The organism is Nocardioides glacieisoli (genome assembly GCF_004137245.1).
Classification (GTDB): domain Bacteria; phylum Actinomycetota; class Actinomycetes; order Propionibacteriales; family Nocardioidaceae; genus Nocardioides; species Nocardioides glacieisoli.
Genome location: NZ_SDWS01000001.1, coordinates 15,764 through 41,314 on the forward strand (window position 1 = coordinate 15,764; position 25,551 = coordinate 41,314).

At 70.0% G+C, this 25,551-nt stretch carries 26 protein-coding genes and 1 tRNA gene; 14 read left to right on the top strand and 13 right to left on the bottom strand.

From position 1 onward, the window contains the following. Positions 1-246 precede the first annotated feature (246 nt). From EUA06_RS00080 to EUA06_RS00100, 5 genes are read left to right on the top strand one after another with little or no spacing between them, the layout of a single operon-like run. Positions 247-4,140: a Pls/PosA family non-ribosomal peptide synthetase gene (locus tag EUA06_RS00080; protein ID WP_129472991.1), complete on the top strand. Its 3,894-nt coding sequence runs from the start codon at positions 247-249 to the stop codon at positions 4,138-4,140. Further along, the gene (locus EUA06_RS00085) at positions 4,137-5,435 is read left to right on the top strand and encodes a M1 family metallopeptidase (RefSeq protein WP_129472992.1); all 1,299 of its coding nucleotides are present in this window, start codon (positions 4,137-4,139) and stop codon (positions 5,433-5,435) included. The genes EUA06_RS00080 and EUA06_RS00085 overlap by 4 nt, the downstream gene beginning before the upstream one ends. Next, positions 5,432-5,905 carry a 4'-phosphopantetheinyl transferase family protein gene (locus EUA06_RS00090; RefSeq protein WP_129472993.1) on the top strand — a complete coding sequence of 158 codons (474 nt, stop codon included), beginning with the start codon at positions 5,432-5,434 and terminating at the stop codon, positions 5,903-5,905. Before EUA06_RS00085 ends, EUA06_RS00090 begins: the two co-directional genes overlap by 4 nt. A 47-nt stretch (positions 5,906-5,952) precedes the next feature. Further along, the gene (locus tag EUA06_RS00095) at positions 5,953-6,669 is read left to right on the top strand and encodes an arsenate reductase/protein-tyrosine-phosphatase family protein (protein ID WP_129472994.1); all 717 of its coding nucleotides are present in this window, start codon (positions 5,953-5,955) and stop codon (positions 6,667-6,669) included. Positions 6,670-6,680: 11 nt separating this feature from the next. Further along, positions 6,681-7,385, top strand: coding sequence for an arsenate reductase ArsC (locus EUA06_RS00100; protein ID WP_129472995.1), 705 nt, complete (start codon positions 6,681-6,683; stop codon positions 7,383-7,385). A gap of 238 nt (positions 7,386-7,623) precedes the next feature. Here the strand turns inward: EUA06_RS00100 and EUA06_RS23320 are convergent, their stop codons facing one another. After that, positions 7,624-7,869: a helix-turn-helix domain-containing protein gene (locus EUA06_RS23320; protein WP_422879739.1), complete on the bottom strand. Its 246-nt coding sequence runs from the start codon at positions 7,867-7,869 to the stop codon at positions 7,624-7,626. Between the two features lie 137 nt (positions 7,870-8,006). After that, positions 8,007-9,266 carry an esterase-like activity of phytase family protein gene (locus EUA06_RS00110; protein ID WP_207208143.1) on the bottom strand — a complete coding sequence of 420 codons (1,260 nt, stop codon included), beginning with the start codon at positions 9,264-9,266 and terminating at the stop codon, positions 8,007-8,009. A gap of 166 nt (positions 9,267-9,432) precedes the next feature. On the opposite strand from EUA06_RS00110, the gene EUA06_RS00115 reads away from it, so the two are divergent. Next, entirely contained in the window at positions 9,433-10,467 is a 1,035-nt protein-coding gene (locus EUA06_RS00115) for a metallophosphoesterase (protein WP_129472998.1), read from the top strand. A 67-nt stretch (positions 10,468-10,534) separates the two neighbouring features. Here the strand turns inward: EUA06_RS00115 and EUA06_RS00120 are convergent, their stop codons facing one another. The 3 genes from EUA06_RS00120 to EUA06_RS00130 form a co-directional block, all read right to left on the bottom strand. Next, positions 10,535-10,768: a hypothetical protein gene (locus tag EUA06_RS00120; protein WP_129472999.1), complete on the bottom strand. Its 234-nt coding sequence runs from the start codon at positions 10,766-10,768 to the stop codon at positions 10,535-10,537. Between the two features lie 136 nt (positions 10,769-10,904). Next, entirely contained in the window at positions 10,905-11,402 is a 498-nt protein-coding gene (locus tag EUA06_RS00125) for a Clp protease N-terminal domain-containing protein (RefSeq protein ID WP_129473697.1), read from the bottom strand. A gap of 13 nt (positions 11,403-11,415) precedes the next feature. Further along, complete coding sequence (locus EUA06_RS00130; RefSeq protein WP_129473000.1) at positions 11,416-11,637, bottom strand: helix-turn-helix domain-containing protein; 222 nt, start codon at positions 11,635-11,637, stop codon at positions 11,416-11,418. Between the two features lie 149 nt (positions 11,638-11,786). Between EUA06_RS00130 and EUA06_RS00135 the strand changes: the two genes are divergently transcribed. From EUA06_RS00135 to EUA06_RS00145, 3 genes are all read left to right on the top strand, one after another. Beyond that, positions 11,787-12,083 (top strand): hypothetical protein, encoded by a 297-nt coding sequence (locus EUA06_RS00135; RefSeq protein WP_129473001.1) that lies wholly within the window; start codon positions 11,787-11,789, stop codon positions 12,081-12,083. A gap of 110 nt (positions 12,084-12,193) precedes the next feature. Continuing rightward, positions 12,194-12,439, top strand: a complete 246-nt coding sequence (locus EUA06_RS00140; RefSeq protein WP_129473002.1) for a helix-turn-helix transcriptional regulator — start codon at positions 12,194-12,196, stop codon at positions 12,437-12,439. A gap of 158 nt (positions 12,440-12,597) precedes the next feature. Continuing rightward, positions 12,598-13,743, top strand: coding sequence for a site-specific integrase (locus EUA06_RS00145; protein WP_129473003.1), 1,146 nt, complete (start codon positions 12,598-12,600; stop codon positions 13,741-13,743). Between the two features lie 122 nt (positions 13,744-13,865). Here the strand turns inward: EUA06_RS00145 and EUA06_RS00150 are convergent. Further along, a tRNA-Lys gene (locus tag EUA06_RS00150) sits at positions 13,866-13,938 on the bottom strand. 67 nt (positions 13,939-14,005) lie between these two features. Continuing rightward, entirely contained in the window at positions 14,006-15,574 is a 1,569-nt protein-coding gene (locus tag EUA06_RS00155; protein ID WP_129473004.1) for a phytoene desaturase family protein, read from the bottom strand. 118 nt (positions 15,575-15,692) lie between these two features. On the opposite strand from EUA06_RS00155, the gene EUA06_RS00160 reads away from it, so the two are divergent. After that, entirely contained in the window at positions 15,693-16,619 is a 927-nt protein-coding gene (locus EUA06_RS00160; protein ID WP_129473005.1) for a universal stress protein, read from the top strand. A gap of 18 nt (positions 16,620-16,637) precedes the next feature. Here EUA06_RS00160 and EUA06_RS00165 read toward each other — a convergent pair whose 3' ends face one another. After that, positions 16,638-18,143, bottom strand: a complete 1,506-nt coding sequence (locus EUA06_RS00165; RefSeq protein WP_242497883.1) for a SulP family inorganic anion transporter — start codon at positions 18,141-18,143, stop codon at positions 16,638-16,640. A 65-nt stretch (positions 18,144-18,208) separates the two neighbouring features. Here EUA06_RS00165 and EUA06_RS00170 point away from each other — a divergent pair, with 65 nt between their 5' ends. Continuing rightward, positions 18,209-18,610 (top strand): MerR family transcriptional regulator, encoded by a 402-nt coding sequence (locus EUA06_RS00170; RefSeq protein ID WP_207208144.1) that lies wholly within the window; start codon positions 18,209-18,211, stop codon positions 18,608-18,610. Between the two features lie 20 nt (positions 18,611-18,630). On the opposite strand, the gene EUA06_RS00175 is transcribed toward EUA06_RS00170, so the two are convergent. From EUA06_RS00175 to EUA06_RS00195, 5 genes are read right to left on the bottom strand one after another with little or no spacing between them, the layout of a single operon-like run. Further along, positions 18,631-18,813 (bottom strand): hypothetical protein, encoded by a 183-nt coding sequence (locus EUA06_RS00175; RefSeq protein WP_129473006.1) that lies wholly within the window; start codon positions 18,811-18,813, stop codon positions 18,631-18,633. A 55-nt stretch (positions 18,814-18,868) separates the two neighbouring features. Continuing rightward, positions 18,869-21,049: an MMPL family transporter gene (locus EUA06_RS00180; protein WP_129473007.1), complete on the bottom strand. Its 2,181-nt coding sequence runs from the start codon at positions 21,047-21,049 to the stop codon at positions 18,869-18,871. 32 nt (positions 21,050-21,081) lie between these two features. Then, positions 21,082-21,909, bottom strand: a complete 828-nt coding sequence (locus EUA06_RS00185; protein WP_129473008.1) for a sulfite exporter TauE/SafE family protein — start codon at positions 21,907-21,909, stop codon at positions 21,082-21,084. Continuing rightward, positions 21,906-23,273 (bottom strand): MBL fold metallo-hydrolase, encoded by a 1,368-nt coding sequence (locus tag EUA06_RS00190; protein WP_129473009.1) that lies wholly within the window; start codon positions 23,271-23,273, stop codon positions 21,906-21,908. Before EUA06_RS00190 ends, EUA06_RS00185 begins: the two co-directional genes overlap by 4 nt. Continuing rightward, on the bottom strand, positions 23,273-23,587 hold the full coding sequence (locus EUA06_RS00195; protein ID WP_129473010.1) for a rhodanese-like domain-containing protein: 315 nt from the start codon (positions 23,585-23,587) through the stop codon (positions 23,273-23,275). The genes EUA06_RS00190 and EUA06_RS00195 overlap by 1 nt, the downstream gene beginning before the upstream one ends. 98 nt (positions 23,588-23,685) lie before the next feature. Here EUA06_RS00195 and EUA06_RS00200 point away from each other — a divergent pair, with 98 nt between their 5' ends. From EUA06_RS00200 to EUA06_RS00210, 3 genes are read left to right on the top strand one after another with little or no spacing between them, the layout of a single operon-like run. Next, positions 23,686-24,084 carry a DUF302 domain-containing protein gene (locus EUA06_RS00200; RefSeq protein ID WP_129473011.1) on the top strand — a complete coding sequence of 133 codons (399 nt, stop codon included), beginning with the start codon at positions 23,686-23,688 and terminating at the stop codon, positions 24,082-24,084. Beyond that, positions 24,084-24,350, top strand: coding sequence for a metal-sensitive transcriptional regulator (locus EUA06_RS00205; protein WP_129473012.1), 267 nt, complete (start codon positions 24,084-24,086; stop codon positions 24,348-24,350). Before EUA06_RS00200 ends, EUA06_RS00205 begins: the two co-directional genes overlap by 1 nt. 52 nt (positions 24,351-24,402) lie before the next feature. After that, complete coding sequence (locus EUA06_RS00210) at positions 24,403-25,506, top strand: FUSC family protein (RefSeq protein WP_129473013.1); 1,104 nt, start codon at positions 24,403-24,405, stop codon at positions 25,504-25,506. The last annotated feature ends 45 nt before the right edge of the window (positions 25,507-25,551 follow it).

Here is a 25,551-nt window from a genome sequence, read left to right on the forward strand (position 1 = left end):
ACGCGCGAGGCAGATGTCCGATTCCTGTGCCATCAAGGGTGTTCAGGAACTGTTCACCGGGGTCTGCCACGGTGCGCATCCCGTCGCACCCAGCCAGAGGATGAATGTTGCTCCAGGACGTCCGTGCCTATATCGATCGCCTGCACCCATACGGACACTCCATCGGGGAGGGCCACGCTGACGATCCCGTCCTGTTGGATGCGCACCTGAGACCTCGTGACGCCCGGATGGCTGTCGGCGACTGACATGGCCGACGACGCCGGGGTCCAGCCCCTTCTCCCTTCACTGTGCGCGGCAGACCGCGCACCACGAGCGCGCACGCTCGTCGACATCTTCCGCGAGGTCGCGGAGTTCGCCCCGCAGGCTCCTGCGATCGACAGCGGCGTCACCGTGCTCACCTACGACGAGCTCGCGGAGGCAGCTGACCGCGTCGCGGCAGAGCTCCGCCAGGCCGGCGTCCAGGTCGGCGACAAGGTGGGAGTGAGGATCAACTCGGGCACGACCGATCTCTACGTGGCCATCCTCGGCATCCTCTGCGCCGGGGCTGCCTACGTTCCCGTCGACGCAGACGACCCAGACGACCGGGCACGGGTCGTCTTCGACGAATCCGGCGCCGTCGCCGTGGTGGGGAGCGACCTACAGATCGAGCGCCGCCAGCCGCTGGCCACGTCCGCGCCTGCTGTTCAGGGCGACTCGGGTCCGTCGGCGGACATTGACGCGTGGGTGATCTTCACGAGCGGGTCGAGCGGGAAGCCGAAGGGCGTCGCAGTCACGCACCGCAACGCTGCGGCCTTCGTCGATGCGGAGTCCCGCCTGTTCCTCGTCGACGAGCCGATCGGTCCGGGCGATCGCGTGATGGCGGGCCTGTCGGTCGCCTTCGATGCCAGTTGCGAGGAGATGTGGCTGGCCTGGGCGTACGGCGCGTGCCTCGTGCCGGCTCCGAGGTCTCTGGTCCGCAGCGGTGTCGATGTCGGTCCGTGGCTCGTGGCCAACGCCATCACTGTCGTCTCGACGGTGCCGACCTTGGTGGCTCTGTGGCCGCCGTCATCGCTCGACCGGGTGAGGCTGCTCATCATGGGCGGAGAGGCGTGCCCACCGGAGCTCGCCGTGCGACTGCAGCGTCCGGGCAGGGAGGTGTGGAACACGTACGGCCCGACGGAAGCGACCGTCGTGGCGTGCGCTGCGCTGCTCGACGGCTCGGAACCCGTCCGCATCGGACTGCCGCTCGACGGGTGGGACCTGGCGGTTGTCGACTCGGAGGGCCACCCGGTCGCGGAGGGCGGCACCGGGGAGCTGATCATCGGTGGTGTCGGCCTGGCCCGCTACCTCGACGAGGCGAAGGACGCCGAGAAGTACGCGGCCATGCCGACCTTGGGCTGGCCCCGGGCGTACCGCTCGGGTGATGTCGTCCGTAACGACCCGCAAGGCCTGGTGTTCGTCGGGCGGGCCGATGACCAGGTCAAGCTGGGTGGACGCCGCATCGAACTGGGGGAGGTCGACGAGCACCTCCTGCGGCTACCTGGCGTACAGCAAGCAGCCGCTGCTGTGAAGTCGACCGCGAGCGGGAACCGGCTCCTCGTCGGCTACCTGACGGTGGATGCGTCCTACGACGCACGGACTGCTCAGGAGCTGCTCCGCGGTCGACTGCCGGCGGCTCTCGTGCCGCGGCTCGCCGTCGTCGAGGAGATGCCGACCCGCACCAGCGGCAAGATCGATCGTGATGCGCTGCCGTGGCCGCTCCGACCGTCTGCGGTGAGAACGGCACGACTGAGCGAGACGCAACAGTTTCTGGCCGACATCTGGGCCGACGTCCTGGGCGCGGACGTGACCAGCCCTCGCGACGACTTCTTCGACTTCGGGGGAGGGTCGCTCACCGCTGCCCAGGTCGTGAGCCGGATCCGTGAGCGCTATCCGGACATCGTCGTCGGCGACGTCTACGCCCATCACACCCTCGCGGCACTCGCCGACATCCTGCCCGCACTTACCCGCACTCAACCCGTCAGCAACCGCCAGGTGCGACCCCTCCCACTCAAGACACAGGCCGGCCAGCTGATCGCACTGGTTCCGCTCCGGTCTCTCGCCGGACTGCGGTGGCTCAGCTGGCTGTTGCTCGGCTCCGCCCTCGCCGGCCCGGCCCTCGAGCTCGAAGGACTTCCGCAAGCGCCGCTGTGGGTCATCATTCTCACGACGTGCATCTTCCTCGTCCCGCCGGGGCGCATGGCGCTGGCCGCGCTGCTGGCTCGCAGCGTGCTCGGTCCCGTCACCCCCGGCGAACACCCACGAGGCGGCAAGATCCACCTGCGCATCTGGCTCGCCGAAAGGATCCAGGACGAGCTCGCTGCCACGTCACTGGCGGGCGCCCCGTGGTTCCCGCTGTACGCAAGGCTTCTGGGCAACACGATCGGACAAGGGGTCGACCTGCACTCCGTGCCCCCGGTGACCGGGATGCTGAGCGTGGGCAACAGCGCCGCCATCGAACCTGAGGTCGACCTTGCCGGGCACTGGATCGATGGGGACGTCCTGCACGTCGGTGCGATGAAGGTCGGGGCGCGAGCGCGAGTAGGGGCCCGATGCATGCTGGGTCCCGGCTCGTCCGTGGGCAAGGACGCGGAGGTCGCCCCCGGTTCACTGGTCCTCGGTGCGGTGCCCAGCGGCGAGTTCTGGGCCGGGTCACCGGCCACCCAGCGACGCATCGAGGCCCGAGGCCCGTGGCAGGACCCACCCGTGGGTCGACAGGCATCGACCGAGAGCGCATGGCTGGGGGTCTACGGATTGCTGGCCGTCCTCATCGCCGCGCTCCCAGTGGCGTCCGTGCTGCTTGGAGCGGGCGTACTGCTGCCGGCCGTGCGCGAGGCCGAAGGACTGAGCGAGGCCATCAGGCGTGGACTCCCGTGGCTCCCGCTTGCCGTGGTCGTGGGGTACGCCTCGCTGGCGCTCATGATCGTGGTGCTGGTCCGCTCACTGGGTGCTGGCATGCAGCCGGGGTTCCACCGCGTGCGATCGGCCACCGGGGTCCGCATCTGGAGCACCCTGCGAGTGCTCGACGAAGCCCGCACCTGGCTGTTCCCGCTGTACGCCAGCTCGCTCACGCCGACGTGGCTCCGGCTGCTGGGTGCCCGTGTCGGCCGCGGGGTCGAGGCGTCGACCGTGCTGCTCATCCCGAAGTTCACCACGGTCGGCGACGATGCGTTTCTCGCCGACGACACCCTCGTCGGCTGCTACGAGCTCGGCGGTGGCTGGATCCGCGTCGACCAGGTGAAGATCGGCAAGCGTGCCTTTGTCGGCAACTCCGGCATGGCGGCGCCCGGCCGCAAGGTGCCGAAGGAGTCGCTCGTCGCGGTGCTCTCGGCGGCGCCCGCGCGACAGGTGGCGAAGTCCGGATCGAGCTGGATGGGAAGTCCGCCCACCCGCCTCCGGCGCACGGCGACGGTCACCGACGACCGTCTCACGTACGCGCCCGCCACCAGGCTCAGGGTGGCCCGCGGATTCGTCGAGCTCCTGCGAGTCGTCCCGCTGCTCCTCCTCGCGCTGCTCCACGTCGGCATCGGGGTCACCCTCCTCGCGCTGCTGGAGGTCCACGCGCTTCTGGCTGTCTTGCTCGCCGGGCCCGTCCTGATCATCGCGGGGATGGCAGCAGCGTTGCTGACGGTCGCCGCCAAGCTGCTGCTCGTGGGCCGTCACCGGGCCGATGACCATGCACTGTGGTCGTCGTTCGTGTGGCGCAACGAGCTCGCCGACACGTTCACCGAGGTGCTCGCGGCGCCGTGGTTCGCCGCACCGGCGCAAGGCACCGTGGCGCTCAACGTCTGGCTGCGGATGCTGGGGGCCCGCATCGGTACCGGCGTGTGGTGCGACACCTACTGGTTGCCCGAGACCGACCTCGTGGCGCTCGAAGACGGAGCCACTGTCAATCGCGGCTGCGTCGTGCAGACGCACCTGTTCCACGACCGCGTCCTCAGCATGGACACCGTCACCCTGAAGGAGGGTGCGACGCTCGGTCCCAACAGCGTTATCCTTCCGGCTGCGACGATTGGTCGGCACGCAACCGTGGGCCCGGTATCTCTCGTGATGCGCGGGGAGGGTGTGCCTTCCCGGACCTGCTGGATCGGGAACCCGATCGGCCCCTGGGAGGCACCGTGAGTTCGGAGTCAGACCATCCTGCGCCCTACATCCCCGGACACGGTGACGAGAGCTTCGACGTCACGCACTACTCGCTGGGGCTCGCCTACAAGCTGGTCAACAACCGCCTCGACGGCGAGGCCGTTCTCAGCTGCGTCTCACGCAGCGACGGGACCTCGGTCACCCTCGACCTCGCCGGACTGCGCGTCGCACGGGTGTTCCTCGACGGCAAGCCTGCCCGATTCAGCCACCGAGGGTCGCGGCTGACGGTGAGCGGAGCCTTCGCGGCCGGTCAGGAGTTCGAGCTCCGGGTCAGCTACGGCGGCTCGCCCAGCACTCTCAAGGCACGTCACCTGGACCCCGCAGGTTGGGAGGAGCTCACCGACGGCGTCATCGTGGCCGCCCAGCCGCACGGCGCGCCGACCTGGTTCCCGTGCAACGATCGACCGTCCGACAAGGCGACGTACGCCGTCACGATGACTGCGCCCAACGACTACTACGTCGCCATGTGCGGCACGCTCGCCGGCACCAGACGCAGGGGGTCAGTGACCGAGTGGACCTGGGAGATGAACCACCCGATGGCGAGCTACCTCGCGACGGTGCAGATCGGACGCTACGAGGTGCGCGCCCTCAGCGAGCACGTCACCGTCATCGCCCCGACGGATCTCAAGGGCGAGGAGTATCACGCCTCCTTCGGCCAGCAGCCCCTGATGCTCGACTACTTCGAGTCCGTGTTCGGCTCGTACCCGTTCGACCACTACACCGCCGTCGTGACTGACGACCCGCTCGAGATCCCGCTCGAGTCACAGTCGTTGTCCACCTTCGGCCGCAACTTCGCCTCCAGCGACTGGGGCGCCGTCCGGCTCGTCGCGCACGAGATGGCCCACCAGTGGTTCGGCAACGCCGTGACGCTGACCAGCTGGAGCGACATCTGGTTGCACGAGGGCTTCGCCTGCTACGCCGAGTGGCTCTGGTCGGAGGAATCAGGACGTGCGTCTGCCGACGAGCAGGCTGAGAACCATTACGGCAAGCTCGCTGACCTGGATCAGGACCTGCTGCTCATCGACCCCGGACCGGCGCTCATGTTCGACGACCGGGTCTACAAGAGGGGCGCCCTCACCCTGCACGCGCTTCGTCGGGTCGTGGGCGACCGTACGTTCTTCGACATCCTCCAGACCTGGGTCACCCGTTACACCGGCCGCAACGTCACGACGTCTGACTTCGAGGCGGTGGCGGCCGAGGTGAGCGGCCAGCGACTCGACGACCTCTTCGACGCGTGGCTCCGCTCGTTGGAGCTGCCGGACCTACCTCGGTGACGAGCGACGTCGACGTCGCATGGCACGACGCGTCGGTGGACGCAGGCGTCGCGCTCGCCGGACACGTCGACCGACTCATGGGCCGCTCCGGAGCTGTGACGTCGGGTCGCTTGTGCGGAGCCTGCGGCAGCGACCGCCACGGGCGTCCGTGGCTGCGTCATGACGGTGTGGTCGTCCATGTCTCTCTCGCCCGCTCGGGCCCCCATCTGGTCACGGTGGTCGCACAGGCGCCGGTGGGTGTCGACGTCGAGGTGGCGGTGATCGACGTCGCACCCGCGTTGGTGCTGGCTGCCGGTGAGGACGAGGATCTTGCCCGGACGTGGGCGCGCAAGGAGGCGGTCCTCAAGGCGTACGGGACCGGGTTGGTGGTCTCGATGGCGGACGTGCACCTCGACCGTGAGCGCTGGCGAGACCTGGCTGCACCCGAAGGTTTCGTCGCGGCGGTCGCATTTGCGCCGCCGAAGGTCTGACGACGGCCGGGTTGACGTACCGGATTAGATCAGCAACTGTTGAGTCAATGATCACTGACCAGTCAACGCGTGGCGGCGGCTCCCGTGAGCTGGACCGTCGGGTACGAGTGCACGCCGCTCTGGCGGACTCCACGCGGCTGCGCATCACCGACCATCTCGCCTACGGCGACGCATCGCCAACCGAACTACAAGCGTTGCTCGGCATCCCCTCGAACCTGCTGGCCCATCATCTCGGTGTCCTCGGCGAGGCCGGTGTGGTCACCCGGCGTCGCTCCGAGGCCGACCGGCGCCGCTCCTACGTGCGGCTCCTGCCCGACGCCTTGGACGGCCTTCTCCCGCGGAACGGGACGACGGTTTCTCGGGTCGTCTTCGTCTGTACGGCGAACTCCGCACGTTCCCAGCTGGCCGCCGCCTTGTGGGCGCGGGTCAGCGCGGTCCCCGTGGCGTCCGCCGGTACCCACCCGGCCGGTCGAATCGCGGCCGGTGCCCTCGAGGTCGCCGGCCGGCGTGGCGTCGCTCTGGGCCAGGCTCAGCCCCTGCCGTTCGCCGACGTTGTCCGGCCCGACGACTACCTCGTGACCGTGTGCGACAACGCCCACGAGGAGCTCCACCAAACTTCCAGTGACCTCCCCTCCCTCGCGATGGGGCTGCACTGGTCGATCCCCGACCCGGTCCGGGTCGCCACCGCTGCGGCCTTCGACGCCGCGTTCGACGAACTGAACCAGCGCGTCATCCATCTCGCCCCACATCTCACCGCCGTCTGAGGAGAAGCCGCATGTCCGAGACAACCCCGCCCGCTGATGCATCGATCGAGACCGCGAATGCAAGCCGCACCGACATCACTCTCGACCAGCGGGTGGCTCTGAGATCCGCTGCCACCCGACTGTCCGGCAGTTTCGAGGGCGTCTTCGGCGCCGAGACCATTGAGCGGTTTCTGACCACCAGCTACCAGCAGTTCGCCAATCGGGCGACGGTCGCGAACTTCCTGCCGCTGCTTGCCGAGCGGTTCGCCAGGCAGCGCCTCACGGCCCTCGCGCGGGTCGAGGGCAAGGTCAGCGACGGAAAGCCGGTGGTGCTCTTCTTGTGCACCCACAACGCTGGCCGCTCCCAGATGGCGCTCGGATTCTTCACCCACCACGCCGGCGACGCTGCGACCGCCTGGTCCGGCGGGTCCGAGCCGGGTGTCGAGATCAACCCGGCCGCCGTCGCCGCGATGGCTGAGGTCGGTATCGACATCTCGGGGGAGTACCCCAAGCCGTGGACCGACGAGATCGTCCAGGCCGCCGACGTGGTCATCACCATGGGCTGCGGCGACGCCTGCCCCATCTTCCCCGGCAAGCGTTATGAGGAGTGGACCCTGGAGGACCCCGCAGGTCAGGGCGTCGACGCGGTGCGACCCATCCGAGACGAGGTCGAACGCCGAGTGGTGGCCCTGCTCGCCGAGCTCGGCGTTCCAGTCACCAGCGCCCTCACCGCCTGACCGGGGGCTGATCGAGCATCCGCGACGCGAAACTCGTGGACACGATCGCCCGCCTCGCGAACGAACCGGTCTCGGATACGGGGTCGGCGACCCAGCTGGCACGGGACGGGGCACGCAAGAACCGATGCCTCGCAGCCCAACTCCGCCGCCTTTGCGGATGATCGAGGGGCCAACGCTAGGCCCCTTCGGTGGAACGAATCCCGGGCCCGCGCTCCGGTCTAGGCCAGCGGGACGGACGCTAGCTGCACGGACACCAGCCGTCGACCACATAGTGTGAGCTTGTGTCGCGGCAGCGCAGCACGTGCACTACTCGGGCCCAGTCCACGGACTGCGAACCGGAGGGAACGATCTGCCCCGTCTCCCACCGCAGAAGCGTCAGTACATCGGTACCCGCCGCAGCCGCCACCTCGGGAATCGACACGTCCGCGCGTTCTCGCAATCGGCGCCCTTCCCCTGACAGGGACAGGAAGATCGCGTCGCTCATCAGCTTGTGCGGGGAGGCCACGCCGGGAGATTACGACCGTGAGATGAACGCGCAAGCCACTCGACTCCGGGACTCGTCGCAGATCGGCTCAAGGGATGTCCTCGAACCAACCGGGCCCCGTCCTGCGGTACAGCGACCTATCGCTGTGGCAGCAGCCGAGGATGCACGCGGATTGTCTGGGCGAGCCGGATCTGCAGGTACTCGTTGACGTCCGCCACGTCGCCACCTCGCCCGCCCGTGGCCGGGAAGTTGTTGTCGTTCATTACCGCGATGGTCTGACCATCGAGGATCTCGACGTCCTCGATCGTGAAGTAGGGGAAGGTGAACGTCTCGCCGAAGCCGCCGAGTCGGCTCGGGTTGTGGACGTCCATCAGGTCCACGAGCGGCGTCTTCTCGACGTAGCCGTCGCGATCACGGTCCCGCAGGTCGACGAGGTAGATCCGCTTGAACACGGCGGCCGCGCCCTGGAGGTTGTCCCGCTCGATCACCAGCGCCTCGTGGTTGTTGACCATGATGAAGTCGCCGAGCGCGTGTGCGGGCGACTCCATCCGGTAGCGGAGGAATCCGTCCTCGAACGATCCCTTGCGCACGCTGTAGATCCGCAGGTCCGCGGCCAAGCCGTCGGCCTGGTCCTCAGCGACAGCCCCTTCGAGCATCGGGTACAGGGTGCGGCCGTCGGGCGCAATGGCCATCCCCTCGTACCCCTTGCTGTTGGCCAGGTTAGGAGTGTCGCTTCCAAGGGTGGGGTTCGAGGGTGACGTCACGCCGGGGGTGGCGATCGGCGGCTCGAGCAGCCGTCCTCGGTCGTCGGTGTGCAGCAGGTAGGGACCGAACTCCTCGCCGAACCAGAAGGTCCCGTCCTGGGCGATCTGCATCGACTCCGGGTCGAAGTCCCAGCCGGTGAGGATGCGGTCGGGGTCCGGGCACGAGTATCCGGCCGGGAGCTGCGCGGCCGACACGCAGCCGCCGTCGCGCCAGATCGGCCAGGGGATGTGGCGCGACGGGTCGCTCAGGTTGAACTCGAGACCCTCGTACGCCGTCCTGGCGGTCGCGACGTCGGGCCTGATCCGGTGCACGGCGAGCTCGAAGTCGGCGCTGTTGCCTTTGGCGCCGAATCCGTTGTCGCTCATCACGAGGTAGCTGCCGTCGGCGTAGGCGTGGGTGGCCGAGAACCCTTGCACCGGCTGGCCGGGGTACGGGGCCAGCACCGCTGCGCTGCCCGTGGTCCAGTAGCCGCTGGCCGCACTGTCCGGGACGTACGTCTCTGCGGGCAGGCTCGCCCAGCCCACGAGGGTCGGGCGGGCCGGATCGACCTCGGCTTGGGCGGTCGCGTGGCCGGCGCTGCCGAGGGCGACGGGCGTGAGGGCAACGGCCGCGAGAAGTCCGATCCGGGTCATGCACATCACCACATCGGAGCCTCATGACGTGAGGATGAACGGCACACATCGGCCGGAGGAAGCCGTGTGGTCCCGCTGGTCCGCGACGCGTACGGGTGGCGGAGTCCACCCAGAGTTCACGCGCCGGAGGGCGCGCGCGTCATGACTCGTGCGAGAGGAAAGGACCATGACCATTCTCCGCACTTCGGTCGCGTGCTGCCTGACGGTCGCCGCGACGCTCGCAATCGCAGGTCCTCTGCCCTCCGGGGCCGCCACGGGCCAGGACAAGCCCTCGAACGTGACGTTCGTCGTGATCGGCGACGTCCCGTACGGCGCTGCCCAGATCGCTGCGTTCCCCGGATGGATCGACCGGATCAACGCCCAGCCGGGGCTCGACCTCGCGTTCCACGTCGGCGACATCAAGAACGGTTCGTCGCCCTGCACTGATGCGTACAACCAGATGATCCGCGAGCAGTTCGATCGCTTCGAGATGCCGCTGCTCTACACGCCCGGCGACAACGAGTGGACCGACTGCCACCGACCGGCAGCCGGAGGGTACGACCCGCTCGAACGCCTCGACGCCGTACGAGCCACGTTCTTCGAGACGCCTGGTCGGACGTTGGGCTCGCCGGCCCTGCGCGTCAGCAGCCAGGCGGATCTCGGCCTCCCGGAGAACCAGTCGCTCCGTGTGCGCGGCATCGAGATGGCGACCTTGCACGTGGTCGGCAGCAACAACGATCGCGCACCGTGGACCGGGTTGGGTCTCACGACACCGACGGATGGGCAGCTTGTCGAGGAGGCCCACCGGATGAGCGCAGTCATCGAGTCCGTCGAGGACACCTTCGACCGCGCCCGGCAGACCAATGCGCGCGCCGTCGTGCTCTTCCAGCAGGCCGACATGTTCGACCCGTTGTACCAGCCGGGATGGGATCTGAGCGCCTTCCAGCCCTTGGTGCAGGCGCTGGTCGACGAGGCGTCGACGTACGACGGCGAGGTCTACCTGTTCGACGGCGACAGCCACGTCTACAACGTCGACCGCCCGCTTGCGGCCGGGTCGCGCTGGCTGGCCATTCACGGGGTGACCGGTCAGGCCGACAACCTGGTGCGGGTCACTGTGGACGGGGAGGCGAACAACACGAACTTCCTCCAGGTGACCGTCAACCGCCCTGGTGCCGCGCAGGTGCTGGCGTGGACGCGAGTGCCGTACGCAGACCAGCCCTGAGGCCTCGCTCGGGCCGATGGAGATTCCAACCCCAAGGCGCGTCTCCTCGTCGTCCAGCACCGAACCGTCAGCACTGCCCGCGTGAGCGCCATGAACTGACGGCGGTTGCTGCGCTGAGCGGCGTCCACAGTGCCCGTTCGACGGGCGAGCGGGACGCGCCGTTGACCAGTGCGCCGACGGCCATGAACAGGCTCAGGGCCGTGAAGGCGCGCCGACGTGCCTGCGGTGAGCCGGGATCGCGCCACACGAGTACGGCGCCGGCGCAGTAGGCGACGCTCGCCGAGGCGCTCGCGGCGCGCAAGTGACTAGGGAGCGGGCCGTGGTGCGACCCCCCCCGTACGCCGCCCGCCCCCATGGAGCACCGGCTGCCAGCGCCGCTTGGAAGCCCGCGATCACCAGCAGCGCCGCCGCGGTCTCGCGCTGCGGGCGCGTGTCGGTCATCGGGCCCCGAACTCCGAGACCGCTGCCAGTTCCTCCCGGTCGACTCCGAGCGACTCGAGAGCGCGGGCGAACGTGCCTCGCTCGAGCCGGCAGGCGGCGACCAGGACGTCAGCACCACGCAGGCGGGCCGGCCGTCTCGTCTTCGACAGCGCCACCGCGTCCTGGAAGACCTGCTGCGCCTGCGGCGTCGACCGCAGAGCTCCACGCGCAGGTGCCTGTAGCCGGGACGTGCCTGGAGCAGCGTCACCCACATCCACACCTACAGCGGACAGGGCATCGCGGTGGACGGACCCGATCGCGTCGCGCAGCTGTTGCGAATCCACGCCGACAAGCGCGAGGGCAGCGGCGGCCGTGCCGTCTGGCAGGGCTGCTGCCGCCAGCACCAGGTGCTCCGGGCCAGGACGGTCTGCACCGCCCCGGCGGGCCTCGGCCTCCGCCTCCGTGAGCAGTCGCCCGATCGTGCGCACGTCTCGGCCGGCATCGAAGATCCTCATCGCTTCCTCCTCGTCACGAGCCGCGCCTGGCACGGACCTCGGCTGCAAACTTCTTGTGTGCTGCTTGTGCACTGATGTCGAGCGCCTGCCCGACCTGCGCCCACGTCCAGCCCTCGCTGATTGCCTCAGTCACCGCATCCAGCTCGAGCTGGTTGGCCAGTCTGCGCAAAGCAGTGACTGCAGCCAGAGCGGCCGCCGGCTCCTGAGCCGGCGGAAGCGCCTCGCGAACCTTCATGACATCAACATAGGTTGATAGAGGAGGCTCGTCAACCAAAATTGATGTCGGAGAGGAGTGCCGTCCACGATCGCGAGGTCGCTGGGGGCCTTTTCGGCAATCGATGACGAACGTTCGTCCCCCTTTCTAGTTCCGGAGCAACGCCTGACTTGGCAGGCAGCGCGCGCCGCGAAGGGACGTTCGCCTGGTCCGCGGCGATGGACGGCAGCGAGCCACAGATGGTGAGCAACGTGGTGAGCAAGGTGGTGAGCAAGGTGGTGAGCAGGATGGCCGGTCAGACGGGGCACGCGTCAACGTCAGTTGCGTTCGGTGCCACCTCGCCAGAACGCAGTGACGCCTGGCGGCGCGAGATCGGCGGCACCATCCGCCCCTTCGCCGTCGGGACGGACATCGCGCTAATCGTTCGGGCTGACGTCTACGCCCGTGCAGCCGACCTCAGGCCGTAGGCGCGTACCCGAGCAGCACCGGACGACGCCGGAGACCACCGACTCGATGTCCGAATTCCGCTGGCCATGTGTTGCTACTGAACTCATCCACCACATTGAGAGGACCTGCGATGAGCTCGTCGACCACCACCACCATCAGCACCGTCTCCATTCCCGACGGCAAGGACGAGGACTTCCTCACCCTCGCCGAGGTCGCCGCCATCCTCCGCGTCCCCGTCAACACCCTGCGCTGGTGGCGCCAATGCGGTGACGGCCCGCGCTTCTTCAAGATCGGCCGCCACCTCCTCACCACGATCGGCGACCTCCGGACGTGGATCAACGAGCAGAAGGGTCGCGCCGACCCTGACATCGCCTGACCCCCGCGTTGGTGCGCACAAACGATCCACAGGCTGCCTATGGCTCGCGTACTCCACAGTTCCCGCCCTGCGATGACGAGGTGGTCGGACGCGACAGGTTGGATCTGCAACACACAGCTGCCACGGGTTCGAGGCCACCAAGGAGGGAAGGCGAGACGATGCGGAGCGGACGACCACCGCTGACGGTGGGCACGTGGGGCGACATCAGCACCCTGCGGATGCCGAACGGGAGCTGGCGTGCGCGCAGCCGGTACCGCGACTACGACGGGACCGTCTCCCAGATCGCTCGATTTCGTCCCACCAAGACCGAGGCGGTCTCAGCGCTGAAGCTCGCCATCACCGAGCGCCAGGACCCCACCGCATCTGCGGTCACCGGTCACATGCGCGTCACGGCCCTCATCGAGGTGTACCTCGAGGACGTCGCCGCCCGCGCCAGCCTCGCCCCGTCGAGCCGCGAGCGCTACGTCAAGCTTGCCGCCGACCTCGTCAGGCCCGGCATGGGTGACCTGCAGGTCCGTGAGATCACCGTCCCGGCCATCAACCGATTCCTCGCCGCGATCGCCCGCAAGCACGGCTACGCCACAGCAAAGTTGACCCGCTCGGTGCTCAGCGGCATGGTCCAGCTCGCCATCGACCATGGCGCGCTGCGGGACAACCCGGTCCGACAGGCACGCCGCCTGGAGGCTCCGCGACGCCAGTCACCCCGGGCGCTCACCGTCGCCGAGCACGCCGAGCTGCTCGCCAAGGCGTCTGCCGACCACAAGGCACGCGAGATGGACCTCGTGGACCTCATCGAGTTCCTTTCCGCGACCGGCAGCCGCATCGGCGAGGCCAGCGCCGTTCGCCCGCGCTACCTCGACCTCGACGCAGGCGTCGTCGAGATCACCGCCACCGCCACCGACGGCGGCATCCAGGAATGGACCAAGACCGACGCCGGCTGGCGGGTCCTCGCCCTCCCGCCGCACGTGGTCGCGACGCTGAGGCGTCGCATCGCCGACCCGGCCATCAATACCGACGAGGTGCTCTTCCCCTCACCGCTCGGCAGGGTCCGCAACCGGTCCAACACGACGGGCGAGCTGCGCCGGCTCTTCGACCGCATCGGGTTCGACTGGGTCACCTCTCACACCTTCCGCAAGACGGTCGCCACCCGGCTCGACGAGGCCGGCATCAGCGCCCGCCAGATCGCAGACCAGCTCGGTCACCGCAACCCGTCGATGACCACCGACGTCTACATGGGCCGCAAGACGACCGTCGCTGCGGCGGCCGAGATCCTGGCCCGGCCGACGGCTGGCGCCGACGTCTGAATCCGCGAGCATGCGGTCGGGAGGCGCCCGAAGGCCGCGGACTTTTCGGGCACTTTTCGGGCACTTCGCCGACAACGAAAGAGCCCCTGACCTGCGTTTCCGCTGGTCAGGGGCTTGATCGGTACGCCATCAGGGACTCGAACCCCGAACCCGCTGATTAAGAGTCAGCTGCTCTGCCAATTGAGCTAATGGCGCATGCGGTGAAGCGAGTAGAACTCTACAGCCCGGTCTCGGGCAGGCGAAATCGGGATCCCGGGCCGGCTCAGAGTTCCGCGAGGACCGCCTGTGCGGCGTTGTGGCCGCCGAGTCCGGACACTGCCCCGCCGCGACGCGCGCCCGATCCGCACAGCAGCACGGCGTCGTGCTCGGTCTGCACGCCCCACTGCTGGGCGGGGGTGTCGAGGCGCGACCGGTTGGGTGCCCAGGGCCACTCGAGGTCGCCGTGGAAGATGTGCCCGCCCGGCATCGCGAGGTCCTTCTCGACGTCCTGCGGGATCTTCGCCTCGATGCACGGCTTGCCGTCGGCGTCCCTCGCGAGGCAGTCCGCGAGCGGCTCGGCGAGCACCGCGTCGATCGAGGCGAGCGCACGGCTGACGGCGGTGTCGCGGGCGCCGGGATCGGCGTCGAACAGGTCGGCGGGGACGTGCAGCCCGAAGTAGGTCAGCGTGTGCGCGGAGCCGGCTCGGTCGCCGAGGATCGAGGGGTCGGTGAGGCTGTGGCAGTAGACCTCGCCCGGCATCGGGTCGGGCACCTGCCCGCCGGCAGCGGCGTCGTACGCCCGCTCGAGCTGGGTGTAGTCCTCGGCGAGGTGCAGCGTGCCGGCGAACGCGACCTCCGGGTCGGCGCCGGACTTCAGCGCCGGGAGCCGGTCGAGCAGGAAGTTGATCTTGAGCTGCGAGCCGGACGGCTTGGTCTCGGCCTCCTCGCCCTCCCCGAGCAGGATCCGGAGCACCCACGGCGCCACGCCCGCGAGCACCCGCCGACCGGTCACGGAGTGCTGGCCGTCGCCGTCGTGCCAGTCGACCTCGGCGCCGTCGGGCCCGGGCGTGATCGCGCTGACGCCGGCCCCGGTGATGATCTCGGCGCCGGCCTCGACGGCCGCCTTCGCGAGGGCGTCGGTCACCGCGCCCATGCCCCCGATCGGCACGCGCCACTCGCCGGTGCCGTTGCCGATCAGGTGGTAGAGGAAGCAGCGGTTCTGGATCAGCGACGGGTCGTCCATCGACGCGAACGTGCCGATCAGGGCGTCGGTGGCGACGACCCCGCGCACGGTGTCGTCTGCGAACCGCGACGTGATCGCCCGCCCCAGGGGCTGCTCCACGACATCGGCCCATGTCGTCGGGTCGACCAGCGAGCGGACCTCGCGCTCGAGGGGGAGGGGCTGCATGAGGGTCGGCGCCACGGCCTCGGCGACGCGGCCGACCTCGGCGTAGAACGCCTGCCAGGCGGCGTACTCCTCGTCACTGCCGGTGAGGTCGCGGAAGGAGGCGCGCGTCGCCTCGCCCTCCGGGCGCTCGACGAGCAGGCCGCCGGAGCGCTCGCCGCGGAGCCAGGGGGTGTACGACGCAGTGGTGCGCGATGCGAGCCGGACGTCGAGGCCCAGGTCGGCCATCAGCTGCTCCGGCATCAGGCTCACGAGGTAGGAGTAGCGCGACAGCCGCGCGGGATGTCCGGAGAAGGGCTCGACCGAGACGGCCGCACCGCCGGTGTGGTCGAGCCGCTCGAGCACCACGACCGAGAGGCCGGCGCGGGCGAGGTAGGCGGCGCTGACCAACGCGTTGTGACCGCCGCCGACCACGACGACGTCATAGGACTGGGAGCCGGAAAGCATCCGGACAACGTAGTCCCTCGTCAGGGTCCTTCGCCGGGCGCCACCGGGTCCAAGGACCCTTCGCGTCGGCGGCGCCCCGGCGGACAGTGGTTCCACCAGACCAGTGGAGGAGCACGTCATGACCGAGCAGCAGACCAACGGGCGTCCCGTCGTCGTCGGAGTGGGGACGACGGAGGTGGACTCCGCCCTCGAGTACGCCGCCGAGGAAGCCGTGCGTGCTGGGTGCGGCCTGCACCTGGTGCACGCCGTCCACCTGATGCCCGACGGGCCGCGGGGCACGCTCGTCCCGCAGGCGGACCTGGACATGTGGGGACGCGAGACGCTGGACCGCGCCGTGAAGACGGCGGAGGAGCTCGTGGCCGGCGCGGTGCCGGTGACGCACGAGCTGCGCCACGGCACGCCCGTCGAGGTGCTGACGGAGATCGCCGCCACGGCACGCACGCTCGTGCTCGAGCACCGGCACCTCTCCCGGGTGGCGCGCGTCGTCAACCGCACCATCGCCGGTGGTGTCGCCGCCCGCGTGCACGTGCCGGTCGTGGCCGTGCCCAGTGGCTGGAAGCGATCCGGAGGCTCACCTGTCGTCGTCGCCGGTGTCGACGTGCCCGAGCGCTCGGCGGAGGTGTTGTCGGCGGCCGTGGCCGAGTCCCGTGCGCGGGGCGCGATGCTGACCGTCGTGCACTCGTGGGCGATGCCCGTGCACTACGAGGGAGTGCCCGTCGAGCCCGCTGAGCACGCGCGCTGGACCGACCGGTCGAAGGCCGAGGTTCGCGCGGCGCTCGACGCGTTGGGCGACGAGTCCGTGGCCATCGAGGCCGAGGTCGTGGTCCACCCCGGGCGTGCCATCGAGGCGATCCTCGGCGCCGCGGAGGGAGCCGACCTGCTGGTGATCGGTCGCCACGACCCGCTCGTGCCCTACGGCTCGCACATCGGCCCGGTTGCCCGGGCAGTGCTGCGCGAGGCCACCTGCCCGGTCCTGCTCGCCAGCCCGGAAGCCTCGCGCCACAAGGCGCAACCGGCCGGCATCAGTGGCCGGCACGGCTCCTGAGCAGCACCCGGCCGCAGGTCAGTGCGAGGGCAGTGACCCGGTGAGCCGCTCGTGCCGCTCGGCACTCGCGGGGTTGAGCCCGACGATCTCGACGGTCTTGCCCTTGCGCTCGTACTTCGTGGTGATCGCGTCGAGCGAGGCCACGGTGGAGGCGTCCCAGACGTGGGAGTCGGTGAGGTCGATGACGACCTGGTCGGGGTCCTCGGCGTAGTCGAACTGGGTGTAGAGGTCGTTCGACGAGGCGAAGAAGAGCTGGCCGGTCACCCGGTAGACGGCGGTCGAGACACCCTTGCGGTCCTCGATCACCTCGCGCTGGACCTCGGTGAGGTGGGCGACGCGGCGGGCGAAGAGGGTCATCGCGACGAGGACGCCGACCACGACGCCGATGGCGAGGTTGTGCGTCGCCACGGTGACGGCGACGGTCGCGACCATCACGGTGGTCTCCGACTTCGGCATCCGGCGCAGGGTGGCCGGCTGGATCGAGTGCCAGTCGAAGGTGCCGACCGAGACCAGGATCATGACCGCGACCAGCGCGGCCATCGGGATGATCGCGACGACGTCCCCGAGGCCGACCACGAGGATGAGCAGGAAGACGCCGGCGAGGAACGTCGAGATCCGCGTGCGGGCGCGGGAGACGTTCACGTTGATGAGGGTCTGGCCGATCATGGCGCAGCCGCCCATTCCGCCGAAGAAGCCGGTGATGACGTTGGCGGCACCCTGGCCCCACGACTCGCGCGTCTTGTTGGAGTGGGTGTCGGTGATGTCGTCGACCAGCTTGGCCGTCAGCAGTGACTCGAGCAGTCCGACGAGCGCCATTGCCAGCGCGTAGGGAGCGATGACCTGCAGCGTCTCGAGCGTCCACGGGACATCGGGGAAGAACAGGGCGGGCAGGCTGTCGGGCAGCTCGCCCTCGTCGCCGACGTCGGGCACGGAGATCGCTGCCAGCACGGTGAAGCCGGTGAGCGCGACGATCGCGACGAGCGGAGCGGGTACGACGGTGGTGACCCTCGGCAGCGCGACCATGATCGCGAGACCGGCGGCGACCATCGGGTAGACCAGCCACGGCACGTCGACCAGGTAGGGGATCTGCGCCACGAAGATGAGGATCGCGAGGGCGTTGACGAACCCGACCATGACCGAGCGCGGGATGAAGCGCATCAGCTTGCCGAAGCCGCCGAGACCGAGGGCGATCTGGATGACACCGCCGAGCAGCACCGTGGCGACGAGGTAGTCGTAGCCGTGGTCGCGCATCACCGGGGCGATCACCAGTGCGACCGCGCCGGTCGCGGCCGAAATCATCGCTGGACGACCGCCGAGGAAGGCGATCGACACCGCCATCGTGAACGAGGCGAAGAGACCGATGCGCGGGTCGACCCCGGCGATGATCGAGAACGAGATCGCCTCGGGGATGAGTGCGAGCGCGACGACGAGGCCGGCGAGGACCTCGGTGCGCAGCATCTTCGGGGAGCGCAGCGCGTTGCGGACGGTGGGCTCGAGGTGGTCGGTGGTGGCAGGCTGGGGCACGGTCGGGAACTCTAACCTCACGTAAGGGTAGAGTTGGAATCCGGACGACGACGAGAGGCACGCGCGTGGAGGACGGCATCCGGGCCGGGCAGGTCATGCACATCGGCGAGGTCGCCACGCGCACCGAGCTGTCGCTGCGCAGCCTGCGCCACTGGGAGGAGGTCGGCCTGCTCCGGCCCTCGGGTCGCACCGACGGCGGGTTCCGCCTCTACACCGAGGCGGACGTGGAGAAGATCCTCGTGATCCGCCGGATGAAGCCCCTCGGCTTCAGCCTCGAGCAGATGAAGGACGTCATGGACGACCTCGAGGTGCTCGAGGCTCCCGGCGCCAGCGCGACCGACCGCGCCGACGTACGCACGCGGTTGGCGGAGATCCGCGGTGAGGCGACCGAGCGTCGGGTGGCCCTCGTCCGCCAGCTCGAGATGGCCGACGAGTTCATCGCACTGATCGACGCCCAGGCGGACTGACCCGCCCGGTCAGGGGACGGTCAGCGGCCGAAGAGCCTGGTGAAGAAGCCACCGCTGGAGCCGGCGGCCGCCTTCTCCTCCGCGCTGTGCTTGCCGTTGCACCACTGGGCGGCGGGGACGCCGGCCTTCACCTGGGCGACGTGCTGGCCGCAGCCGGCCCAGGTGGTCCTGCCGCAGGTCTTGCATCGGGTGGGTCGGCACATGGAGTGCTCCGTTCTGTGTGGGGAGGTGACGGGATGGCGTGTGGGTTCGCTCGGCTCAGCCGTGCGAGAAGGTGATCCTCGGCAGGACCCGGGTGAGCCAGCGAGGAGTCCACCATGCAGCGCGCCCGGAGAGTCGCAGCATCACGGGCAGCAGCACGAGCCGGACCAGGAAGGCGTCGAGCAGCACGGCGACGCCGAGCACGATCCCCATCTCCTTGGGAGGGAGCGGACCGGACAGCGCGAAGGTGAAGAAGACCGCGACCATGACCGCGCCGGCGGCGAAGATCACCCGACCCGAGTGGGCCAGCGAGCCCACCATGGCCTCGCGCGGGTCGCCGGAGCGCTCGTAGTGCTCCTTCGCCGAGGCGAGCAGGAACACCGTGTAGTCCATGGCGATGGCGAAGATCATCGCGAAGAAGAACACCGGGGCCCACGCGTCGAGGAAGCCCTGCGACTCGAAGCCGAGCAGGTCGGCACCGATGCCCTCCTGGAAGACCAGTCGCGCCACACCGAACGCTGCGGCGGTGGACAGCAGGCTGGCCAGGGTGCCCAGCAGAGAGATGAGCGGCGCCTGGAGCGCCACCAGCAGGAGCAGGAAGCCCAGGGCCAGCACGACGCCGATCACCAGCGGGGTGGACTCGTCGAGCTGCGCCTTGAGGTCGAGGTTCTCCACGGCTGCGCCGCCGACGAGCGCGGACGCGGGCAGGTCTGCCCGCAGCCGGTCGACGGTGGTGCCCAGCGCCGGGTCGGACGGGTCGACGGTCGGGACCGCCTGGAGCAGGACGAGCCCGCTGCCGTCGGCCGCCGGTTGGGCGGGCATGACACCGGCGATGCCGGCGTCCGAGCTCAGGACGTCGTACGACGCCTCGGCGTCCGTGCGGTCGGCGACGACCTGGAGGGTGCCGGGGGCACCGTCGCCGAAGGCCTCCTGGACTTGGTCGTATCCGACCCTGGCGCTGGCCTCCTCCGGCAGGACCTGGATCGACGGCATCGCGGTCCGCAGTCCGAGGACCGGGGCGGCGAGGACGAGCAGGACCACGAGGGAGGCGAGCCCGAAGGCGACCGGGTGCTTCCAGAGACGCTCACCCCAGGCGGCGAACCGCGCGGAGCGGTGCTCGCCGGTGTGGACCCACTTCAGCGCCAGCTTGTTGATGCGGTGGTCGAGCACGAACAGCACGAGGGGGAGCAGGGTCAGCGTCGCGGCCAGCACGAAGACCACCGCGAGCATGATCCCGCCGGCCATCGACCGGAAGGACGGCGAGGGGACCAGCATCACGGCCGAGAGCGAGACGAGCACGGTGAGGCCCGAGAGGAGCACTGCCTTGCCGGCGGTGTCCATGGTCTCGGCGATGGCCTGGCGAGGCGTCTCGTGGTGCCCCATCCGCGCGGCGCGGAACCGCACGACCAGGAACAGTGCGTAGTCGATGCCCAGGGCGAGGGCGAACATCATGGCGAAGTTCATCGCCCAGATGGAGACCGGCACGAGCTCGTTGATGAGGACCAGCGAACCGGCGGAGGCGACGAGCCCGGCCAGGGTGAGGATGAGGGGGAGGCCGGCGGCGACCAGGGCGCCGAATGCGATCACGAGGATCGCCAGCGTGACCGGCCACGACACCATCTCGGACTTCAACATCGCCTCGAGGTTGGCCTCGTTGAAGTCCGACCAGAGCAGCGACGCACCGGTCGGGTTGACCTCGATGCCGTTGCCCGACAGCGCCTCGAGCTCGCCCTTGAGCTCGTCGGCGACACGCACCATATCGTTGGGGTCGGCGCCTGCGCCCGCGAGGACCACGGCCGTCGAGCCGTCCTCGCTCAGCGATGCTCCGGGTTGGGGCGCGATCACGTCGGCGATGCGCGGCTCGTCCCCGAGCAGCGCGCTCACCTCATCGATGACCTCCTGGCCCCGGCCCTCGGTGACGGGGCCGTCGGTGCTGTGCACGACGACCTGGATCGCCGAGCTGGCGTTGCCGCCGAAGCTCTCCGTCGCGAGCTCGCGCACGGCGACGGACTCGGAACCGTCGGCCTGCCAGCCGGCGCCGGACAGGTTGGCCTCGACCTTCGGCGCGAAGGCGCCGAGGCCGACGACCAGCAGCAGCCACACGCCGGCCGTCAGCCGGCGGTGGTGCGTGACCCACACCCCCAGCCGGCCCAGGGGGCCTGGGCGGTAGCCGAGTCCGTCGGGGTCGCGGAAGGAGGCGCGGGGGGCAGCGTGGCGGCGGGTGGCCGTCGACGTCATGGCAGTGATCTCTCTGTCGGGGGTGCGGAGGGTCAGACGAGGGCAGGCAGGGCCTGAACGGCGGTGTATGCCGCGACGGCGAGGACCAGCCCAGTGAAGGCGGCGGTCAGTCGTCGGGTGTCGGCCCGGTCGGCGATCCGGGCGCCGACGACGGCGGCCAGGGCGGCCGCGACGGTCAGGGCCACGACCGAGCCCCAGTCGGGAGCGACGCCGCTGCCCGCGCGGGCGAGCAGTGCCACGGTGCTGGTGATCGTGATGACGACGAGCGAGGTGCCGGCGGCGTACTCCATCGGCAGGCTCAGGGCGACGAGCAGCGCCGGGACGACGAGGAAGCCACCGCCGACGCCGAGGAAGCCGGTGAGCAGACCGACCGCGGTGGCCGTGACGAGCACCTTGAGGGCGCGCGGGCACTGGCACGCGAAGGTCGGGCTGAAGGTGATGATCGGGTCGTCCAGCCCGGGCCGGCGGACGGGTCGGTCAGCCGGGTCGGTGCGCCGACCGCGCCACTGGCGTACGGGCAGCAGGGTGCCCACGACGAGCATGAGTGCGGCGAACGCACCGAGCAGCACCGGCTCGGCGACGGCGGCCGAGGCCCGGGCCCCGGCGATCGCGCCGCCGATGGCGACGAGCCCGAAGGCGGCACCGCGGGCGAGCAGCACGTTGCCGGCACGGTGCGCCGCCACCGCGCCGACCAGCGAGGTCACGGCCACGACCACCAGCGACCCGGTGGTGGCCTGGGCCGGGCCCTGTCCGAGCGCGTAGACCAGCACCGGGACGGCGAGGATCGAGCCACCACCGCCGAGCGCTCCGAGGCTGAGCCCGATGAGCGCGCCGGCGACGACCGCGACGGCGAGGGTCACGCCTCCGGCCCGACCAGGTGCAGGCCCACCTTCTCCGCGTTGTCGAAGGAGTCGTCGACGGCGACGAGCGATCGGCCTGCGGCGTCGAGCATCGAGGCCGCGACGGAGGCGCGGTAACCCCCGGCGCAGTGCACCCAGACCTCGCCCGGAGGGACGTCTGCGAGGCGCTCCATCAGCTCGTGGAGCGGGATGTTGACCGCCCCGTCGATGCGGGCCGCGTCGTGCTCGTCGGCCCGGCGTACGTCGAGCACGACCACCTCGCGGTGGTGGCGCACCTGGGCGAGGTCAGCAAAGGTCGCCGTAGGGAAGGAGCTGAGCCCGCGGTCGCTCCAGTCCTCGGGCGTGCCGGTGGCGTGGGCAGCCGGTCGGTCGATCCCGATGCGCACCAGCTCGCGCTGGGCCGCGGCGACGTCCTCGGCGCTCTCGCCCAGCAGCGTGAGCGGGGTGCCCCACGTGATGAGCCAGCCGAGGTAGGTCGCGAACCCGCCGTCGAGCCCGAAGTTGAGCGTGCCGGGCGCGTGCCCCGCCGCGAAGGCGGTGCGGGTGCGCAGGTCGACGACCCACTCGCCGGCCTCGATGCGCCGCCGCAGCTCGGCCGCGTCGGCGACCGCCGGGGGAGAGAGGTCGGGCTCGCTCGGCCCAGCGCTGTTGGCCGGTGCCATGTGGGCGTAGTACGCCGGCCACGGGCCGAGGCCGGCCAGCAGCTCCTCGACGTACGTCTCCTCGTCCTGGGTCAGGACCGGGTTGGCCTGCTTCTCGCGACCGATCGTGGAGGACGTGGCGTCGGACTGGGTGGCGGAGCAGAAGGACCCGAAGCCGTGGGTCGGGTAGACCTCGGCCTCGTCGGGCAGCAGCTCGGCGAGCCGGTGCGCCGAGGCGTGCTGGTGGTGGACCAGGTCGTGGGTGTGCTCGGGCCCGAGGAGGTCCGGGCGCCCGGTCGCGCCGAAGAGCAGCGAGCCGCCCGAGAAGACGCCGACGTGCTCGTCGCCGTCGGTCAGGACGTAGGAGAGGTGGGTGAACGTGTGGCCGGGGGTCGCCAGCGCGGTGATGCGCATCCGTCCACCCACCTCGACGACGTGTCCGTCCGCCACGGGGGTGCGGACGAAGGACACGTCGTCCTCGCCGTTGACGAGGTACTGGGCACCGGTGCGCTGCGCGAGCGCGAGGCCACCGGTGACGTAGTCGTTGTGGATGTGGGTCTCGAAGACGTGCGTCAGGCGGACGCCGTGGTCGTCGAGCAGGGTGAGGATCCGGTCGATGTCACGCTGGGGGTCGACCACCAGCGCCACCTCTCCGTCGTGGACCAGGTAGCTGCGGTCGCCCAGGGTGGGCGTCTCGACGGGGATGACGGTCAGCTCGCCCATCACAGCCCCACTCCGACGGCGCGGCCCGACCGGATCCAGGCCTGCGTGCCACCGGCGACCGAGACTGCGTCGAAGCCGGCCGCGACCAGGAGGTCGGTCATCGCCCTCGACCGGTTGCCCGAGGCGCAGATCACGTGGACCCGGGTGGAGCGGTCGAGCTCGCCGAGGCGTGAGGCCAGCTGGCCCATGGGCAGCAGGACCGCCCCCGGGACGTGGGCCTGGGCGTACTCGGCCTTCTCGCGGACGTCGACGGTCGTGCCGGCGTCGCGTTCGGCGGCGTAGGTCTCGATCGAGATCTCGGGTGTGTGGCTCATGACAAATACCCTAGGGGGTATCCACCGAGGATGCAAAACACCCCGGGGGGTATGCTGTGGGCATCCTGCAGACCCACGCCACGAGAGGAACCCCACCCATGGGCTTCACCATCAGCCGCACGCTCGCGGTGCCGTACGACGAGGCGCTCGCCGCGACGCGAGAGGCGCTGTCCGACCAGGGATTCGGGATCCTCACCGAGATCGACCTCGCCGCCACCATGAAGGCCAAGCTCGACGTCGACCTGCCGCCCCAGACGATCCTCGGTGCCTGCCGACCGGCCCTGGCGTACGAGGCGATCACGGTCGACCCCTCCATCGCCGCGGTGCTCCCGTGCAACGTGGTGGTGCGCTCCCTCGACGCCACCACCACCCTGGTCGAGGCCTTCGACCCGGACGCGATGATGGGCCTGGCCGACACGGGCGCGCTCGACACCGTGGCCGCCGACGCCAAGCAACGCCTGACCGCGGCACTGGCCGCACTGCCCGAGGAGGACTGATGGAGCTCGACCCGACGGAGATGGTGCCGGTCATCAACCGCATCAAGCGCGCCCAGGGACAGCTCGCCGGCGTCCTGAAGATGCTCGAGGAGGGCCGCGAGTGCGAGGACGTGGTCACCCAGCTCGCTGCGGTGTCCAAGGCACTGGACCGCGCCGGCTTCGCCATCGTCGCCAGCGGCCTCCAGCAGTGCCTCCTCGCCGGTGACGGCGAGGTCGACTCCCTCGACGTGAAGAAGATGGAGAAGCTGTTCCTGTCCCTCGCCTGACGGGGTGAGCGATCTCCTGGACGACCCCAGCCGACTGACTAGTGTCAGTCGGATGAGCAGGAGCATGAGGGAGCGGATCGACGACCGGCTCGGTGATCCGATCTGGTGGAACGACGTCCTGCAGCTAGCAAAGACCGTGCTGGCCGCGGTCGCCGCGTGGGTGATCGCGGCGAGCGTGCTACACCTGCCGCAACCCTTCCTGGCGCCGTGGGCCGCGCTGCTGGTGGTCCACGCCACCGTCTACCGGACGTTCTCCAAGGGCGCCCAGCAGGTGGCCGCCACGGTCGTCGCGGTGCTGCTGGCCACGGCCGTGGGGGAGGCGTTCGGTCTCTCCACGGAGGCGATCGCACTGCTGCTGGTCCTCGCGCTCGTGCTGGGGTCGGTCCCGTGGCTGGGCGCAGAGGCGACGACGATCGCCACCACCGGCCTGGTCGTGCTGACCACCGGGTTCGACGACGACGTGATGCTGATCTCGCGGCTCTACGACACCGCGATCGGCGTCGGGGTCGGCCTGCTGGTCAACGTGATCGTGTGGCCCCCGCTGCGACGACGTACGGCTGCCAAGGCGCTCGACCGGATCGACGACGGGATCGGTGCCCTCCTCGTCGACATGGCGGCCGGTCTGCGCGACGCGGCACCTGACGAGGACGTCGCGACGTGGGTCGACCGCACGCGAGACCTCGACGAGGACCTCGACCAGGCGTCGGCCCTGGTGCGGCAGGCCCAGGAGAGCGCCCGGATGAACCCGCGCCGGTCGGCGCGGCCGATGAAGGACCCGAAGGAGTGGCACGACCTCCTGCGCCGGATGGAGCAGGCCGTCGCCGAGACCCGCAGCCTGGCCCGCACGCTCGGCGGCCAGCACGCGCACCGCGAGACGTGGGGCGAGGCGTTCGCCGTCCCGTGGATCTCGATGCTCGGCGACGCCGGGCAGGCCGCGCGTGCTGCCGACCCGGCCGCCCTGCTCGACGTACGCCGTCGCCTCGAGGTCTTCAGTGAGGAGCTGAGGTCCACCGACCGGTCACCCGAGTGGCCGATCTACGGCGCGCTGATCATCAACCTGCGCAACATCGTCGACGCCATGGACGTCGTCGCCGAGGCGAACCCGATCGGGGGGAACCCGCTGCCTCTCCGGCTCCCGTCCCGCCGCCGCGCTTGACCTTGACCTTGGGACAGGCCAGATGGTCGTCTCGCCGGCGACACA

Coding starts and splice junctions, on each gene's coding strand:
- EUA06_RS00080 (WP_129472991.1), top strand. CDS start 247: ATGGCCGACGACGCCGGGGTCCAGCCCCTTCTCCCTTCACTGTGCGCG.
- EUA06_RS00095 (WP_129472994.1), top strand. CDS start 5,953: ATGATCACTGACCAGTCAACGCGTGGCGGCGGCTCCCGTGAGCTGGAC.
- EUA06_RS00100 (WP_129472995.1), top strand. CDS start 6,681: ATGTCCGAGACAACCCCGCCCGCTGATGCATCGATCGAGACCGCGAAT.
- EUA06_RS23320 (WP_422879739.1), bottom strand. CDS start 7,869: ATGAGCGACGCGATCTTCCTGTCCCTGTCAGGGGAAGGGCGCCGATTG.
- EUA06_RS00110 (WP_207208143.1), bottom strand. CDS start 9,266: ATGACCCGGATCGGACTTCTCGCGGCCGTTGCCCTCACGCCCGTCGCC.
- EUA06_RS00115 (WP_129472998.1), top strand. CDS start 9,433: ATGACCATTCTCCGCACTTCGGTCGCGTGCTGCCTGACGGTCGCCGCG.
- EUA06_RS00125 (WP_129473697.1), bottom strand. CDS start 11,402: ATGAGGATCTTCGATGCCGGCCGAGACGTGCGCACGATCGGGCGACTG.
- EUA06_RS00130 (WP_129473000.1), bottom strand. CDS start 11,637: ATGAAGGTTCGCGAGGCGCTTCCGCCGGCTCAGGAGCCGGCGGCCGCT.
- EUA06_RS00140 (WP_129473002.1), top strand. CDS start 12,194: ATGAGCTCGTCGACCACCACCACCATCAGCACCGTCTCCATTCCCGAC.
- EUA06_RS00145 (WP_129473003.1), top strand. CDS start 12,598: ATGCGGAGCGGACGACCACCGCTGACGGTGGGCACGTGGGGCGACATC.
- EUA06_RS00155 (WP_129473004.1), bottom strand. CDS start 15,574: ATGCTTTCCGGCTCCCAGTCCTATGACGTCGTCGTGGTCGGCGGCGGT.
- EUA06_RS00160 (WP_129473005.1), top strand. CDS start 15,693: ATGACCGAGCAGCAGACCAACGGGCGTCCCGTCGTCGTCGGAGTGGGG.
- EUA06_RS00175 (WP_129473006.1), bottom strand. CDS start 18,813: ATGTGCCGACCCACCCGATGCAAGACCTGCGGCAGGACCACCTGGGCC.
- EUA06_RS00180 (WP_129473007.1), bottom strand. CDS start 21,049: ATGACGTCGACGGCCACCCGCCGCCACGCTGCCCCCCGCGCCTCCTTC.
- EUA06_RS00190 (WP_129473009.1), bottom strand. CDS start 23,273: ATGGGCGAGCTGACCGTCATCCCCGTCGAGACGCCCACCCTGGGCGAC.
- EUA06_RS00195 (WP_129473010.1), bottom strand. CDS start 23,587: ATGAGCCACACACCCGAGATCTCGATCGAGACCTACGCCGCCGAACGC.
- EUA06_RS00200 (WP_129473011.1), top strand. CDS start 23,686: ATGGGCTTCACCATCAGCCGCACGCTCGCGGTGCCGTACGACGAGGCG.
- EUA06_RS00205 (WP_129473012.1), top strand. CDS start 24,084: ATGGAGCTCGACCCGACGGAGATGGTGCCGGTCATCAACCGCATCAAG.
- EUA06_RS00210 (WP_129473013.1), top strand. CDS start 24,403: ATGAGCAGGAGCATGAGGGAGCGGATCGACGACCGGCTCGGTGATCCG.